At 72.6% G+C, this 15,017-nt stretch carries 11 protein-coding genes; 8 read left to right on the forward strand and 3 right to left on the reverse strand.

The window, feature by feature from the left end; genetic code table 11:
• Nucleotides 1–68 precede the first annotated feature (68 nt).
• The 3 genes from NW895_RS18270 (at nt 69) to NW895_RS18280 (ending at nt 3,379) form a co-directional block, all read left to right on the forward strand.
• The gene (locus tag NW895_RS18270) at nt 69–1,115 is read left to right on the forward strand and encodes a LacI family DNA-binding transcriptional regulator (protein WP_289936772.1); all 1,047 of its coding nucleotides are present in this window, start codon (nt 69–71) and stop codon (nt 1,113–1,115) included.
• A gap of 478 nt (nt 1,116–1,593) precedes the next feature.
• Nucleotides 1,594–2,541, forward strand: coding sequence for a bifunctional helix-turn-helix transcriptional regulator/GNAT family N-acetyltransferase (locus tag NW895_RS18275; RefSeq protein ID WP_289936773.1), 948 nt, complete (start codon nt 1,594–1,596; stop codon nt 2,539–2,541).
• A gap of 37 nt (nt 2,542–2,578) precedes the next feature.
• The gene (locus tag NW895_RS18280) at nt 2,579–3,379 is read left to right on the forward strand and encodes a sugar phosphate isomerase/epimerase family protein (RefSeq protein ID WP_289937020.1); all 801 of its coding nucleotides are present in this window, start codon (nt 2,579–2,581) and stop codon (nt 3,377–3,379) included.
• A 76-nt stretch (nt 3,380–3,455) separates the two neighbouring features.
• Here NW895_RS18280 and NW895_RS18285 read toward each other — a convergent pair whose 3' ends face one another.
• Nucleotides 3,456–4,085: a GNAT family protein gene (locus tag NW895_RS18285; protein WP_289936774.1), complete on the reverse strand. Its 630-nt coding sequence runs from the start codon at nt 4,083–4,085 to the stop codon at nt 3,456–3,458.
• Between the two features lie 76 nt (nt 4,086–4,161).
• On the reverse strand, nt 4,162–5,499 hold the full coding sequence (locus NW895_RS18290) for a PLP-dependent aminotransferase family protein (protein ID WP_289936775.1): 1,338 nt from the start codon (nt 5,497–5,499) through the stop codon (nt 4,162–4,164).
• Nucleotides 5,500–5,651: 152 nt separating this feature from the next.
• Between NW895_RS18290 and NW895_RS18295 the strand changes: the two genes are divergently transcribed.
• From NW895_RS18295 to NW895_RS18310, 4 genes are all read left to right on the forward strand, one after another.
• A complete protein-coding gene (locus tag NW895_RS18295) occupies nt 5,652–6,203 on the forward strand; it encodes a hypothetical protein (protein WP_289936776.1) in 552 nt (183 codons plus the stop codon).
• Complete coding sequence (locus tag NW895_RS18300; protein ID WP_289936777.1) at nt 6,196–6,843, forward strand: LysE family translocator; 648 nt, start codon at nt 6,196–6,198, stop codon at nt 6,841–6,843. The genes NW895_RS18295 and NW895_RS18300 overlap by 8 nt, the downstream gene beginning before the upstream one ends.
• Nucleotides 6,844–7,188: 345 nt before the next feature.
• The gene (locus tag NW895_RS18305) at nt 7,189–9,033 is read left to right on the forward strand and encodes a glycoside hydrolase family 3 protein (protein ID WP_289936778.1); all 1,845 of its coding nucleotides are present in this window, start codon (nt 7,189–7,191) and stop codon (nt 9,031–9,033) included.
• Between the two features lie 114 nt (nt 9,034–9,147).
• Nucleotides 9,148–9,789 carry a hypothetical protein gene (locus NW895_RS18310; RefSeq protein WP_289936779.1) on the forward strand — a complete coding sequence of 214 codons (642 nt, stop codon included), beginning with the start codon at nt 9,148–9,150 and terminating at the stop codon, nt 9,787–9,789.
• 6 nt (nt 9,790–9,795) lie between these two features.
• On the opposite strand, the gene NW895_RS18315 is transcribed toward NW895_RS18310, so the two are convergent.
• Entirely contained in the window at nt 9,796–11,016 is a 1,221-nt protein-coding gene (locus NW895_RS18315; protein ID WP_289936780.1) for a PP2C family protein-serine/threonine phosphatase, read from the reverse strand.
• A gap of 201 nt (nt 11,017–11,217) precedes the next feature.
• On the opposite strand from NW895_RS18315, the gene NW895_RS18320 reads away from it, so the two are divergent.
• Nucleotides 11,218–14,949: an ABC transporter ATP-binding protein gene (locus tag NW895_RS18320; protein ID WP_289936781.1), complete on the forward strand. Its 3,732-nt coding sequence runs from the start codon at nt 11,218–11,220 to the stop codon at nt 14,947–14,949.
• Nucleotides 14,950–15,017 lie beyond the last annotated feature (68 nt).

Genomic DNA, 15,017 nt, shown 5'->3' on the forward strand with positions numbered 1-15,017 from the left:
GTACGCAGGCGTACTGGGTCTGTGTGTACGCAGGCGTACGACGAGATGCGCGACCGGAGGACGAGGACATGACGGTGACCCTGGCGGATGTGGCGGCCCGCGCCCAGGTCTCCCCCGCGACGGTGTCGCGCGTGCTGAACGGGAACTACCCCGTGGCGGCCTCGACCCGTGAGCGGGTGCTGAAGGCGGTCGACGAGCTGGACTACGTGCTCAACGGGCCGGCGAGCGCGCTGGCGGCGGCGACGTCCGACCTGGTCGGGATCCTCGTCAACGACATCGCGGACCCCTTCTTCGGGATCATGGCGAGCGCGATCCAGTCCGAGATCGGAGGGCCGGGCGGCCGGGCCGGCGGGGAGAGACTCGCGGTCGTCTGCAACACCGGCGGCTCCCCGGAGCGCGAGCTGACCTACCTCACGCTGCTGCAGCGGCAGCGGGCGGCGGCGGTGGTGCTGACCGGCGGTGCCATCGAGGACGCGGCGCACAAGGCGGCCATGGCGGCGAAGATGCGGAAGCTGGCGGACGCCGGGACGCGGATCGTGCTGTGCGGGCGGCCGCCGGCGCCGGAGACCGGGGCGATCGCGCTGACCTTCGACAACCGCGGGGGCGGACGCGAACTGACCGAGCACCTGATCGGACTCGGCCACCGGCGCCTCGGCTACATCGCGGGCCCCGAGGAGCGCACGACCACCCGGCACCGCCTGGAAGGCCACCGGGCCGCGCTGGAGGCGCACGGCATCGAGGAGGACCCGCGCTGGACGGTCCACGGCCGCTACGACCGGCAGTCCGGCTACGAGGCCACGCTCGAACTCCTGCGCCGTGACCCGACGTTGACGGCCGTGGTCGCCGCGAACGACTCCGTCGCCCTGGGCGCGTGCGCCGCACTGCGGGACTCCGGCCTCCGCATCCCGGACGACGTGTCGGTCGCCGGCTTCGACGACCTGCCGTTCAGCATCGACGCGGTGCCGTCCCTGACGACGGTGCGGCTGCCACTGGCGGAGGCGGGGGCGCGGGCCGGCCGCATCGCGATGGACCGCGAGGAGCCGCCGCCCGGGGGGATCGCCACGGTGCGGGGGGAATTGATGGTGCGGGGTTCCTCCGGAGTGCCGCGGGGCTGAGAGCGCCGTTGCCGTTGCGACTCGGGGCGGGTCACGGGGCCCGGCGTTGCTGACGTGCCCGGCGTTGCGCTACGGGATGGGCGACGGGGTGCCGCTGCGCCCACCCGTGCCGCCCCAGCGGCACGACTGCCCGCAGCTACGCAAGCGGCCCCCACGCACCCGCACCCGCCCACGGCGCGTAGGGGCCGTGTCGGGGGGTGTCCGCCCGCAGCGGCCGGCGTCCATCACCGCCCACCCTCCAGCCGACAGCCCCGCCGGACCGAGGACGGACACCCCCCGGCGCGGCCCCGACCCACAATCCACCCGTAGGCGCAAGGCGCACCCCCGCCACCCCGCACAGGCCGCCGCAGGCACAGACGCGCACCCCCACCCACCCCGCAGGGGCCATGGACGAACACCGCTCCCCGTCCTACGCTGGCACCACACACCTCTGACTCAGTCAGAGATGAGCCGGTCCGACCCACCGGGGGCGCCCACCATGACCGTCCAGGACATCCGCACCTTCAACCGCTTCTACACCAAGGTCATCGGCGCCCTCGACTACAGCCGCCACCTCTACGCCCCCTACACCCTCACCGAGTCCCGCGTCCTGTACGAACTCGCCCACTCTCCCCGCACCGACGCCGCCGACCTGCGCACCGAACTCTCCCTGGACGCCGGATACCTCAGCCGGATCCTGAACAAGTTCGAGCAGGACGGCCTGGTCGAGCGGGCCCCCTCACGCCGCGATCCCCGGCGCACCCGCATCACCCTCACCCCCCGCGGCCGGGAAACCGCCGACCTCCTCGACGAGCGGACGAACGAATCCGTCGGACGCCTGCTGTCGACGGTCCCGGCCGCCGACCGCCCCCGGCTCGCGGAAGCGATGCACACCGTCCGCGAGATCCTGTCCCAAGGCCGCCCGCCCCGCCGCGAGGACGTCGTACTGCGCGAGCCCGCCCCCGGCGACCTCGGCTGGATCATCCAGCGCAACGCGGCGGTGTACGCCGCCGAGTACGGCTTCGACGCCGACTACGAGGCCCTGGTGGCGAGGATCGTCACCGACTTCGCGGAGGATCACGACCCCCGCCTCGAACGCGTATGGATCGCCGAGCTGGACGGCCGCCCCGTGGGCTGCGTGATGTGCGTACGGGACGACGCACCCACCACCGCCCGCCTACGTCTCCTCCTCGTGGAGCCCGACGCACGCGGCCTCGGCATCGGCGACCGCCTCGTCACCGCCGTCGTCGACTTCGCACGCGCCGCGGGCTACCGGGACGTCGTCCTGTGGACCAACGACATCCTGACCGCCGCCCGCCGTGTCTACCAGCGCCACGGCTTCGTCCTCGTCGCCGAAAAGCCCCACCACTCCTTCGGCAAGGACCTCAAAGGCCAGGACTGGCGACTGGATCTGCTGGATCTGCACAGGACGTCCCAGGACGGGTAGGTGTCAGTCACCGGACGGAAAGGTAGGGTCCGTGACCATGAAGCTGGCGTTCTCCACCCTCGGCGTCCCCGGCCTCCCCCTGGCCGACGTCCTGCGGCTCGCGGCCGAGCACGGCTATCACGGCGTCGAACTGCGCGCACACCCCGAGGAACCGGTGCACCCCGGCCTCACCGCCGCCGAACGCGCCGACGCGGCGGCCGAGTTCAAGGCGGCCGGGATCGAGCTCCTCGGCCTCGCGGGCTACCCGCGGGTCGCCGCGCCCGGCGACGACGAGCCCGTGCTCGCCGAGATCCGCGCCCTGCTCGACCTGGCCCGCGACCTGGGCGCCCCCTGCATCCGCGTCTTCCCGGGCGGCGGCACCGACCAGAGCCCCGAGGAGGCCGACGCGACGGCCGCCCGGCGCCTGGGCACGGCCGCCGAGTACGCCGCCGACCTCGGCGTACGGATCCTGCTGGAGACCCACGACTCGCACCGCACCGGCGCCGACGCGATCAGGATCCTGGGCCTGGTCGGGCACCGCCAGGTCGGCGCGCTCTGGGACGTGATGCACACCTGGCTGGGCGGCGAACAGCCCTCGGAGTCGTACGCGGCGCTGTCCCCGTTCCTCGGCTACGTCCAGGTCAAGGACATCGCCTCCGCCGACGACACCACCCCGCTGCCGCTCGGCACCGGTGTTCTGCCGCTCACCGAGTGCGTGGAGGTGCTCTCCCGGCACGGCTGGGACGGCTGGCTGTGCTGGGAGTACGAGAAGCGCTGGTACGAAGCGGCGGCTCCGCTGCCGGATCTGCTGGGCGCCGGACGCGAGCACCTCGCCCGGCTGCTCAACGAGTCGGCGTGAGGACCTGGTTGTTCGGTGGCCGCGGCCGGTTCACGGCCGGCTGACGTCCCCGGCGTGAACCAGCCCGCACCGCCCCCTACGCCCGTCTGAGGAACCCCGCCACCCGTTCCTCCAGCCGCTCCCGGCACCGCGGCCACTCCACCGCCGTGATCGAGTAGATCGCGGAGTCACGCAGCAGGCCGTCCTCCCCCGGTGCCCAGGAGCGCGACCAGTTGCGCAGGACGCCCTCGAAGCGGGCGCCGACGCTCTCGATGGCCGCGCGGGAGCGGCTGTTGCGGGCGTCCGTCTTGAGGTCGACGCGGGACACGCCCCACTTCTCGAAGGCGTGGCGGAACAGCAGCAGCTTGGCCTCCGCGTTCACGCCCGTGCCCTGGGCGGACCGGGCGAGCCAGGTGAAGCCGACCTCGACGGCGTCGAGCCGGTCGTCGCTCAGCCAGCAGCGCGGCTCCCAGAACGAGGTGGCGCCGACCGCCCGTCCGGTGGCCCGCGACACCTGCGCGTACGGCGCCAGCCGTCCCGTCGCCGCGCGGGCGAGCTGTGCGTCGATGTAGGCGCCCACCTCGTCGGCGCTCGGCACCCAGGTGAACGCGTAGGTGTCCCGGTTCTCCTCCGCCGCTGTCGCCAGATCGGCCGCGTGCCGGTGCTCCAGCGGTTCCAGGCGCACCAACGCGCCCTCCAGGACCGGCCCTTGCAGTGTGAAGCTCACGCGGGGAAGTCTTCCGCACGCCGCCGGGGGCGTCGAACGAAATACCCGGCGTCGCACGGAGCGACGGCACGGGGGCTCAGTCGGTGACGAGGTCGTCCGGGCCGGACCGGGCGAGGCCGGCGAGCGTGGCCAGCGCCTGGGAGAGGACGTCGGCCCGGGGTGTGGCGAGACCGAGCCGGACGGCGTTGGGGGCGTGGTTGCGGCCCACGGTGAACGCGGCGGCGGGCGCCACCCCGATGCCGTGCCGTGCGGCGGCGGCGACGAAGGTGTCGGCGCGCCAGGGGCGCGGCAGCTGCCACCAGCAGTGGTACGACCGTGGGTCGCTGCGCACCGTGAAGCCGCCGAGCTGCCGGGCCGCGATCTCCTGCCGTACGGCGGCCTCCCGCTGCTTGGCCTGCACGAGCCGCTTCACGATGCCGTCCCGCTGCCAGCGCGAGGCCGCCTCCAGGGCGAAGCGCATGGGGCTGCAGCCGCCCGAGCGCAGTGCCGCGGCGATGTCGCCGGCCACCGCTGCGGGCGTCACCAGGAAGCCGAGGGTCAGGCCGGGGGCGATGCGCTTGGACAGGCTGTCGACGAGGACGGTCCGCTCGGGGGCCAGCGCGGCGAGCGGTGGCAGCTCGTCGTGCAGGAAGGCCCAGATGGTGTCCTCGATGGCCGGGATCTCCCGCCGCAGCAGCACGTCGGCGAGCCGCTCCGCCCGCTCGCGGGGCATGGTGAGCGACAGCGGGTTGTGCAGCGTGGGCTGGACGTAGACGGCGCTCAGCGGGCCGTCGCGGTGGGCCTCCTCCACCGCTTGCGGGATCAGTCCGTCGGCGTCCATGGCCAGGGGTACGAGGGTGATGCCGAGCCGGCCGGCGATGGCCTTGATGACGGGGTAGGTCAGCTCCTCGACACCGAGCCGGGCGCCGGGCGGCACCAGGGCGGTGACGGCGGCCGAGATGGCCTGGCGTCCGTTGCCCGCGAAGAGCACCCGCCCGGGGTCGGGGCGCCAGCCGCCGCGGGCCAGCAGGTCGGCGGCGGATTCCCGTACGGCCGGCGGGCCCGCCGCGCCGGTGGGCCCGAGCGCGTGTTCCAGGACGTCGGGGCGGAGCAGTCCGTCGAGCCCGTCGGCGAGCAGCGCCGCCTGCTCGGGCAGCACGGGATAGTTCAGCTCCAGGTCGATCCGGCTGCCCGCGGGTTCGGTGAGGGCGGGAGCGGAGAGCGGGGACGCCGCGCGGACGAAGGTGCCGCGTCCCACCTCGCCCACGGTGAGGCCCCGGCGGGCGAGTTCCCGGTAGACGCGGGTCGCGGTGGAGTTGGCGATGCCGTACCGCTGGGCGAACTCGCGCTGCGGGGGCAGCCGGTCGCCCGGCCTGAGGGTGCCGGTCCTGATCTCCTCGGCCACCGCGTCGGCGACGCTCCGGTAGTCCTGCACGGCGCTCTCCTCTCGCCCCGGATCGCCGCATCCAACCACAGAATTGCACCGAGTGCAATAAGCGCGATTGCATCGAGCTTGTACCGCCCATATGCTCGGGGCATTGTTTGGGCGCCTCCCGGAAGGAGGGCCCGGAAGGAGCCCTGCGCGCAGTGCACACCACACGGTCTCCGCTCGGCAGGACCCCGCTTCCGCTGCCCGACTGCGATCGGTGCGGCTTCACCTCCAGCCTGTTCCCACAGGGCGACATCGCCGACCTGCTGCGGGATTACGCGTCGGGCTGGCAGCGCGTCCTGACCGGGCCGGGGCACGACCGGCGCCGTGTGGGGGTGCCGCGCTGGTCGCCGCTGGAACACGGCTGCCACGTACGGGACATGTGCCTGCTCTTCCACCTAAGGCTCGATGCAATGCTCGGAATCGCACCGAGCACCTCGGCGCGGGACGCCGGACAGCGCTATCGGGACGAGATACCGACGCGCGTGGCGGAAGAGCTGGGGCGGGCGGCCGAGGCACTGGCCCGCCGCCTGGCCGGGCTCGGCGCCGACGACTGGAACCGCGGCGATCCGGGCCTGGCCGACCCACGACTCACCGTCGAATTCTTCACCCGCCACCTCCTCCACGACATCGCGCACGGCCTCGCCGAGGTCCGGCGGGCCTGCGACGGCGGCGGGGCGGAACAGCGATCAAGGGGTACGCATGGTTGAAACGAGCGGGGTTCTCGGCGTGGTGGCGGTGGCCCTCGGCATGGTCCTCACACCGGGCCCGAACATGATCTACCTGGTGTCCCGCAGCATCACCCAGGGCAGGCGCGCCGGGATCGTCTCCCTCGGTGGTGTGGCCCTCGGTTTCCTGGTGTACCTGCTGGCCGCGAACCTGGGCCTGTCGGTCGTCTTCATCGCCGTACCGGAGCTGTACCTGGCGGTGAAGCTGGCGGGCGCGGCGTACCTCGCCCACCTGGCCTGGAACGCGCTGAAGCCGGGCGGCGTCTCGGCCTTCGCCCCGCGGGACGTCCCGCACGACTCACCGCGCAGGCTGTTCATGACGGGGCTGATGACGAATCTCCTCAATCCGAAGATCGCCATCATGTATCTCTCGCTCATCCCGCAGTTCATCGATCTCGACGAGGGCCATGTCCTCCTGCAGGGCCTGGTGCTCGGTTCGGTCCAGATCGCGGTCAGTGTCGCGGTGAACCTCACCCTCGTCCTGGCGGCCGGGACCATCGCCGTCTTCCTCTCGCACCGCCCCTCCTGGCTCAGGGCGCAGCGCTACCTGATGGGAACGGTGCTCGGCGCGCTCGCCGTCTCGGTGGCCGTCGACAGTTCGGTGCCGGCGAAGGCGAGCTGACACGGCTCACCGGCCCCAGCGTGCACAGCCGTACCGACTTCCGCGAATCGGCCGGGATGCGGGAACCCGCCACCGTCCTCGCCCGTCCCACCCGCAGGCTGCCGGACGAGTCTCCGCAGTGCGGTGTCGGCTCTCGCTGCTGGCTGCGATCGCTGACCACCCTCTCCGCCGTACTGCGGCCGGCAGCACGCCGCCATCGGCGCGCCCCCCTCCAACCGCGCTGATGGCGGCCCCTCCCCGGTCGGTGTGCGTTCCCTTGACTGGCAGAAACTTCCCGGTTATTGGTGACTCCTCGGAAGTTTCCTTCAGCGGATCTCCAGCGGATCACCTCCGGAAGGAGCGCACGTGCACGACACCAGCACGGGAAACACCGCGAAGCCCTCAAGACGCACCGTCCTCGCCGCCACGGCGGGCGTCACCGCCGCGCTGACGGCCACCGGACACTCGTACGCGGCGGACACCGCCGACGACGGCAGGCTCCGTTCCCTCATCTCCCGTATGACGCTGGAGGAGAAGGTCGGCCAGCTCTTCGTCATGCGGGTCTACGGCCACTCGGCCACCGCCCCCGACCAGGCCGACATCGACGCCAACCTCAAGGAGATCGGTGTCCGGACGGCCGCCGAGCTGGTCGCCAGGTACCGGGTGGGCGGCATCATCTACTTCGCCTGGGCGCACAACACCCGTGAGCCGCACCAGATCGCGGACCTGTCGAACGGCATCCAGAAGGCGTCCCTGGACCTCCCGCGCGGACTGCCGGTGCTGATCTCCACCGACCAGGAGCACGGGATCGTGGCCCGGGTGGGCAAGCCCGCGACGCTGTTCCCCGGGGCGATGGCGATCGGTGCCGGCCGCTCGCGGTCCGACGCCCGCACCCTCGGCCGGATCGCGGGCCGGGAGCTGCGCGCGATGGGCATCCGGCAGGACTACTCCCCCGTGGCCGACGTGAACGTCAACCCGGCCAACCCGGTGATCGGCGTACGGTCCTTCGGCGCCGACCCGAAGGCGGTGGCCGCTCTGGTGGCCGCCGAGGTCGCCGGGTACGAGCGCTCGGGGGTCGCGGCGACCGCCAAGCACTTCCCCGGCCACGGCGACACCGCCGTCGACAGCCACACCGGCTTCCCGGTCATCACGCACAGCCGGGAGCTGTGGGAGAAGCTGGACGCGGTGCCGTTCCGGGCGGCGATCGCGGCGGGCATCGACTCGATCATGACCGCCCACCTCATGGTCCCGGCGCTCGACGACTCCGGCGACCCGGCCACCCTCTCCCGCCCGATCCTCACCGGCATCCTGCGGGAACAGCTCGGCTACGACGGGGTCGTGGTCACCGACTCCCTCGGCATGGAGGGCGTCCGCACGAAGTACGGCGACGACCGGGTGCCGGTGCTGGCGCTGAAGGCGGGCGTGGACCAGCTTCTCAACCCGCCGAACCTGGACCTCGCCTGGAAGGCGGTGCTCACGGCGGTACGGGACGGCGAGCTGACCGAGGCCCGGCTCGACGCGTCGATCCTGCGCATCCTGCGGCTGAAGGCGAGGCTGGGGCTGTTCAGGGCCCCGTACGTCGGCCAGGACGGCGTCGACCGCACGGTCGGCGTCCGGGCGCACCTGAAGGAGGCCGACCGGATCGCCGACCGGACGACCACGCTGCTGGTCAACGAGGGCGGCCTGCTGCCGCTGTCCCGGCGCAGGCACGCGAGGATCCTCGTCGTCGGCGCCGACCCCGCCTCACCCTCGGGCACGACGGGCCCGCCGACCGGAGTGCTCGCCGCCGCGCTCACCGCACTGGGCTTCACGGCGACGGCCCTGTCCACCGGCACCTCCCCGTCCGCCGCCACCATCGCCAGGGCGGTCGCGGCCGCGCGGGACGCGGACGCCGTGGTGGTCGGCACGTACAACGTCACGGCGGGCAGCAGTCAGAAGACGCTGGTACGGGAGCTGCTGGCGACCGGGAGGCCGGTGGTGGCGGTCGCCGTCCGCAACCCCTACGACGTGGCCCAGCTGCCGGAGGTGAAGGCGTACCTGGCCTCGTACTCCTGGACCGACGTCGAACTGCGGGCGGCGGCACGGGTGATCGCGGGGCGGGTGGTGCCGCGCGGGAAGCTGCCGGTGCCGGTGCCGCGGGCGGACGATCCGGCGCGGGTGCTGTTTCCCCTCGGGCACGGGCTGACGTACCCGGCGCGCCGTCGGACGTAGCCCGCGTACGTCACGCACCCGGCGGACCACCCCCAACAGGCGCAAAGGGTCCCGTTTGTCTGGCGTGTCCCGCTGCGGCGGGTCACGCTGGAGTGGGTGCTCGGGGGGATGGCGATGCGGGAGAGACGGTCTGTGGGGGCGGTGGGCACACTGGCGGCGCTGCTCACCGTCCTGTTGACGGGGTGTCAGAGCCCGTTGGTGACCACGGGTGGGTCCCGCGACGGCCGGCTCGGCGAAGAGACCTCGGCGACGGCGGCCGGGCCCGCCGGGTACGGGGCGGTGTTCCTCGCGGTCGACGAGTGCAGTTCCTTCGGGACGACCAGCTTCACCGAGGTGCCGTGCGCCGGTGAGCGGGCGGCGGCACGGGTCGTGGCCCGGCACGACGGCAGGGCGGGCGACGGGCCGCCCTGCCCGGCGACCACCGACTTCGTCCTGCACATCAGCGAACAGCGCCCGTCCTTCGACGAGGACGGCGACGGCGCGGTGCCCCAGGGCTACGCCTGTATGCGCAACCTCCAGCCGCCCCACCCCGGCGACCCCGGCGGCGGAGGCGGCCCCCGCACCATCGTCGGCGACTGCGTCTACAGCTTGGGAGGCGGCCAGGTCCGCGAGACGGCGTGCGACGGCACCGGGAAGAGGAAGCCGCAGTACAAGGTCACGAAGGCGGTCGCCGAGCGGACGCGGTGCCCCGCGTCGACGGCCCTGTACGTCCGGATCGGCGGCGAGACCCCGGTGGGCTGCGCGCGGCCGCTGTGAGGTACCTCAGTCCAGGTCTGTGAGGTGATCGGCGCTGCCCCCGCGCCACTCGATGAGGAAGAGGGTGGCGTCGTCGCTCGTGCGTCCGCCCCGTTTCTCCTTGAGCGTGTGGGACAGCCGGCGCACGGCCGCCCGCACTCCTCCCCCGGCCTGCTCCATGAGGTCGACACACTCGATGAGCTGTTCCTCCCCGAACGGCTCGCCGCCGACCTCGTGCTCCTCGATCACGCCGTCGGTGTAGCACAGCAGCCGGTCACCGCGCTGGAGCTGGACTTCGCTCATGCGGGGCTGTTCGCCGCCGAAGCCCACCGGCAGGGTGGTCGGGCCGTGCAGGGCCCGCACGACCCGGTGGTCGCGGATCAGCAGGGGGGCGGGGTGGCCGGCGTTGACCCACTCCACGTGGCCGGTGACGACGTTCAGGTGCAGCATCTGCGCGGTGACGAAGTGGTCGGGTCCGAACTGCCGGGCGATGGCCTGGTCCATGAAGGTGTACTTCTCGGAGAGGCTGATGTCGCCGCGCCGGGCGTGGCGGTAGGCGCCGATGGCGACGGTGGCCATGGTGGCGGCGTCCAGGTCGTGGCCCATCGCGTCGATGACGGCCACGTGCAGGATGTCGTGGTTGAGGGCGTAGTCGAAGCTGTCGCCGGCGACGTTGTAGGCGGGCTCCAGGATCCCGGCCACCTCGACCTGCGGCACGGACATCGCCAGCGGCGGCAGCAGGGTCCACTGCATCTCCGCGGCCACGCTCATCGGCTCCCTGCGCCGGGCCAGGAAGAACAGGTCGGTGTAGGAGTGCTTGGTGACCATCATGTCGGCGACCAGACTGGCGAGCCTGCGCAGCAGACGCCGGTCGTTGTCGTCCACCTCGTCCAGGGTCAGGGCCAGTACGCCGATCTGGTCGCTGCCGTCCAGCAACGGCAGATACATCCGCACGGCGCCGTTCTGCGGGACCTCGACGACGTCGACCCGCAGGAAGGCCTGCCCGGCCGCCGACTCACCGATCGGTTCCGGCTCACCGATCACCAGTTTCCTGCCCGGCAGGGGCACGAGCAGCTCCTGCGAGTAGTCCTGCAGCAACACCGAGACATCACGCCCACCGATCCTGCCCACCCGCTCCGCGATCAGCGGAGCGATCAACTGCGGCGGCACCAGGTGCGCCTGGTCCAGCAACAGCCCCAGCAGCCGCTCACCGAAGCCTTCCGACCGGTCCAGCACACTGTCCACCACGGGCCCGCTCCTTCGCTCCTTCGGGAATTCTGCTGGCCCGCCGCCCTCCACCGCCCCCAGCACACCCACCGCGGATCACCGAGCACCCCAACAGCGCAACCCGTTCCGCCCGCGCCGAACCCGGATGTTGCGGAGGGATGAAATCCGCTTCTGTCCGTGTTGGTTCCTTCCGGCAGAGAAGGTCGACTGGAAGGCGGCGACGTGGCGGCTCAGCAGGGGTGGGCGCGGAGACTGGCCGGGTACGCGTGGCGCTATCCCAAGGACGTCGTCCTCGCCCTGGGGTCCTCGCTCGCCGGCATGGCGCTCATGGCGCTGGTCCCGTTGATCACCAAGGTGATCATCGATGACGTGATCGGCGACCACAGCCGCGCCATGGCCCCCTGGGCCGGCGCCCTCATCGTCGCCGCGCTCCTCGTCTACGTCCTCACCTATGTCCGCCGCTACTACGGCGGCCGTCTCGCCCTCGACGTCCAGCACGACCTGCGCACGGAGATGTACGCGACGATCACCCGGCTGGACGGGCGGCGGCAGGACGAGCTGTCCACGGGGCAGGTCGTCGGACGGGCCACCAGCGATCTGCAGCTGATCCAGGGCCTGCTGTTCATGCTGCCGATGACCATCGGGAACTTCGCGCTCTTCCTGGTCTCCCTGGTCGTCATGGCCTGGCTGTCGCTGCCGCTCACGCTGGTCGCCCTCGCGGTGGCCCCCGCCCTGTGGTGGATCGCCAAGCGCAGCCGGACCAGGCTGCACCCCGCCACCTGGTACGCCCAGGCCCAGGCCGCCGCCGTCGCGGGCGTGGTCGACGGTGCCGTCAGCGGCGTACGCGTGGTGAAGGGGTTCGGGCAGGAGGAGCAGGAGACCGGCAAGCTCCGGGAGGTCAGCCGCCGGCTGTTCGCGGGGCGGCTGCGGACCGTCCGGCTGAACGCCAGGTACACCCCGGCCCTCCAGGCCGTACCCGCCCTCGGCCAGGTCGCGATGCTGGCGCTGGGCGGCTGGCTGGCCGTACGCGGGCACATCACCCTCGGCACCTTCGTCGCCTTCTCCACCTACCTCGCCCAGCTCGTCGGCCCGGTCCGCATGCTCGCCATGGTCCTCACGGTCGGGCAGCAGGCGCGGGCGGGCACCGAGCGGGTGCTGGAGCTGATCGACACCGAGCCGTCCCTGACCGACGGCACCAAGGAACTCCCGGCCGACGCCCCCGCGACCGTCGAGTTCGACGACGTCTCCTTCGGCTACGACCCCGGCCACCCGGTCCTCGACGGCCTCTCCTTCGAGATCCGTCCCGGCGAGACCCTCGCCGTCGTCGGCTCCTCGGGCTCCGGCAAGTCCACGGTCTCCCTGCTGCTGCCGCGCTTCTACGACGTGACGCGCGGCGCCGTCCTGGTCGGCGGGCACGATGTGCGCGAGCTGACCCTCGACTCGCTGCGGGCCGCGATCGGGCTGGTCCCCGAGGACTCCTTCCTCTTCTCCGAGACCGTGCGCGACAACATCGCCTACGGCCGCCCCGACGCGACCCAGGAGGAGATCGAGGCCGCCGCCCGCGCCGCCCAGGCGGACCGTTTCATCAAGGAGCTGCCCGAGGGCTACGACACCAAGGTCGGCGAGCACGGCCTCACCCTCTCCGGCGGCCAGCGCCAGCGCGTCGCACTCGCCCGCGCGATCCTCGCCGATCCGCGGCTGCTGGTCCTCGACGACGCCACCTCCGCCGTGGACGCCCGCGTCGAGCACGAGATCCACGAGGCGCTGAAGCAGGTCATGGAGGGCCGGACGACCCTGCTGATCGCCCACCGCCGCTCCACCCTCAACCTCGCCGACCGCATCGCCGTCCTCGACGGCGGCCGCCTCGCCGACCTCGGCACCCACGAGGAGCTGCAGGAACGCTGCGCCCTGTACCGGCGCCTGCTCACCGACCCGGACGAGCTCGGCGCCGTCTCACCCGGCCACACCGTGCCCGCCTGTCCCCGGGAGGACACCTCGGTCCGGGACGAGCTGGACGCGGAGTTCGACGCCGAGCGCGGCATCACGCCCCGGCTCTGGGCGGGCGAGCGGACGCCCCGGGACCCGGCGATGGACGGCACCCCGGCCACGCCCGAACTCCTCGCGCAGGTCGACGCGCTGCCCCCGGCGACCGACACCCCGGGGATCGACGAGGGCCGCGCGGTCCAGCCGGAGGACTCGTACGGCCTGCGCAGGCTGCTCCGCGGCTTCGGTCTCCCCCTCCTCGTCAGCCTGGCGCTGGTCGCCGTGGACGCCGGCATGGGCCTGCTGCTGCCGATCCTGATCCGGAACGGCATCGACGACGGCGTCACCCGGTTCGCCCTCGGCGGGGTCTGGGCGGCCTCGCTGCTGGCCCTGCTCGTGGTAACCGTCCAGTGGGCGGCCCAGGTCGGCGAGACCCGCATGACCGGCCGCACCGGCGAACGCGTCCTGTACGCGCTCCGTCTGAAGATCTTCGCCCAGCTCCAGCGGCTCGGCCTCGACTACTACGAGCGGGAGCTGACCGGCCGGATCATGACGAGGATGACGACGGACGTCGACGCCCTCTCCACCTTCCTGCAGACGGGCCTGGTCACGGCCTTCGTCTCGGTCGTCACCTTCTTCGGCATCATGGTCGCCCTGCTGGTGATCGACGTGCAGCTCGCGCTCGTCGTGTTCACGACGCTGCCGCCGCTGATCATCGCCACGTTCTTCTTCCGCCGGGCCAGCGTGAAGGCGTACGAACTGGCCCGCGAACGCGTGTCGACGGTCAACGCCGACCTGCAGGAGTCCGTGTCCGGGCTGCGGATCGTGCAGGCCTTCCGGCGCGAGCGGGACGGCGGGCGCCGGTTCGCCGGGCGCAGCGACAGCTACCGGCGCGCCCGCATCCGCGGCCAGTGGCTCATCTCGGTCTACTTCCCCTTCGTGCAGTTCCTGTCGTCGGCCGCCGCGGCCGCCGTGCTGATCGTGGGCGGCACCCGGGTCGACGACGGGACGCTGACGACCGGTGCGCTGGTGGCGTACCTGCTCTACATCGACCTGTTCTTCGCGCCCGTCCAGCAGCTCTCCCAGGTCTTCGACGGCTACCAGCAGGCGTCGGTCTCCCTCGGCCGCATCCAGGAGCTGCTGCGCGAACCCACCTCCACCCGCAGCTCCGACGAACCGCTCAAGGTCTCCTCCCTGCGCGGCGAGATCACCTTCGAGGACGTGCACTTCGCGTACGGCGCCGCCGATGAGACGGACGCGGCCCTCGGCGGCATCGATCTGCACATCCCCGCCGGGCAGACCGTCGCCTTCGTCGGCGAGACCGGCGCCGGCAAGTCGACCCTCGTCAAGCTGGTGGCCCGCTTCTACGACCCGACGGACGGCCGGGTGACGGTCGACGGCACCGACCTGAAGGCGCTGGACCTCACCTCGTACCGGCACCGCCTGGGCGTCGTCCCGCAGGAGGCGTACCTCTTCCAGGGCACCGTCCGGGACGCCATCGCCTACGGCCGCCCCGACGCCACCGACGCCGAGGTGGAGGCGGCGGCCCGGGCGGTCGGCGCGCACGAGATGATCGCCACCCTGGAGGGCGGTTACCTCCACGAGGTCGCCGAACGCGGCCGCAACCTCTCCGCCGGGCAGCGCCAGCTGATCGCGCTGGCCCGCGCCGAGCTGGTCGACCCGGACATCCTGCTCCTCGACGAGGCGACGGCGGCCCTGGACCTGGCGACGGAGGCACAGGTCAACCAGGCCACGGACCGTCTCGCGGGCCGCCGTACGACCCTTGTCGTCGCCCACCGCCTGACGACGGCCGCCCGCGCGGACCGGGTCGTGGTGATGGACCACGGGCGGGTCGCCGAGGACGGCACGCACGAGGAACTGCTGGCGCGGGGCGGGCGGTACGCGGAGTTGTGGCGGACGTTCATCGGCCGACCGGACGAGTACCCGGTGGCGGTCGAGGCGTCCGGCTGATCGCGGGCCCCCGGCACCCCTGCCATCGGTGACCGTGTCCCTGTGACGGCACGCAACCATCCGACATA

The organism is Streptomyces sp. S.PNR 29, from assembly GCF_030386795.1.
Lineage (GTDB): Bacteria > Actinomycetota > Actinomycetes > Streptomycetales > Streptomycetaceae > Streptomyces.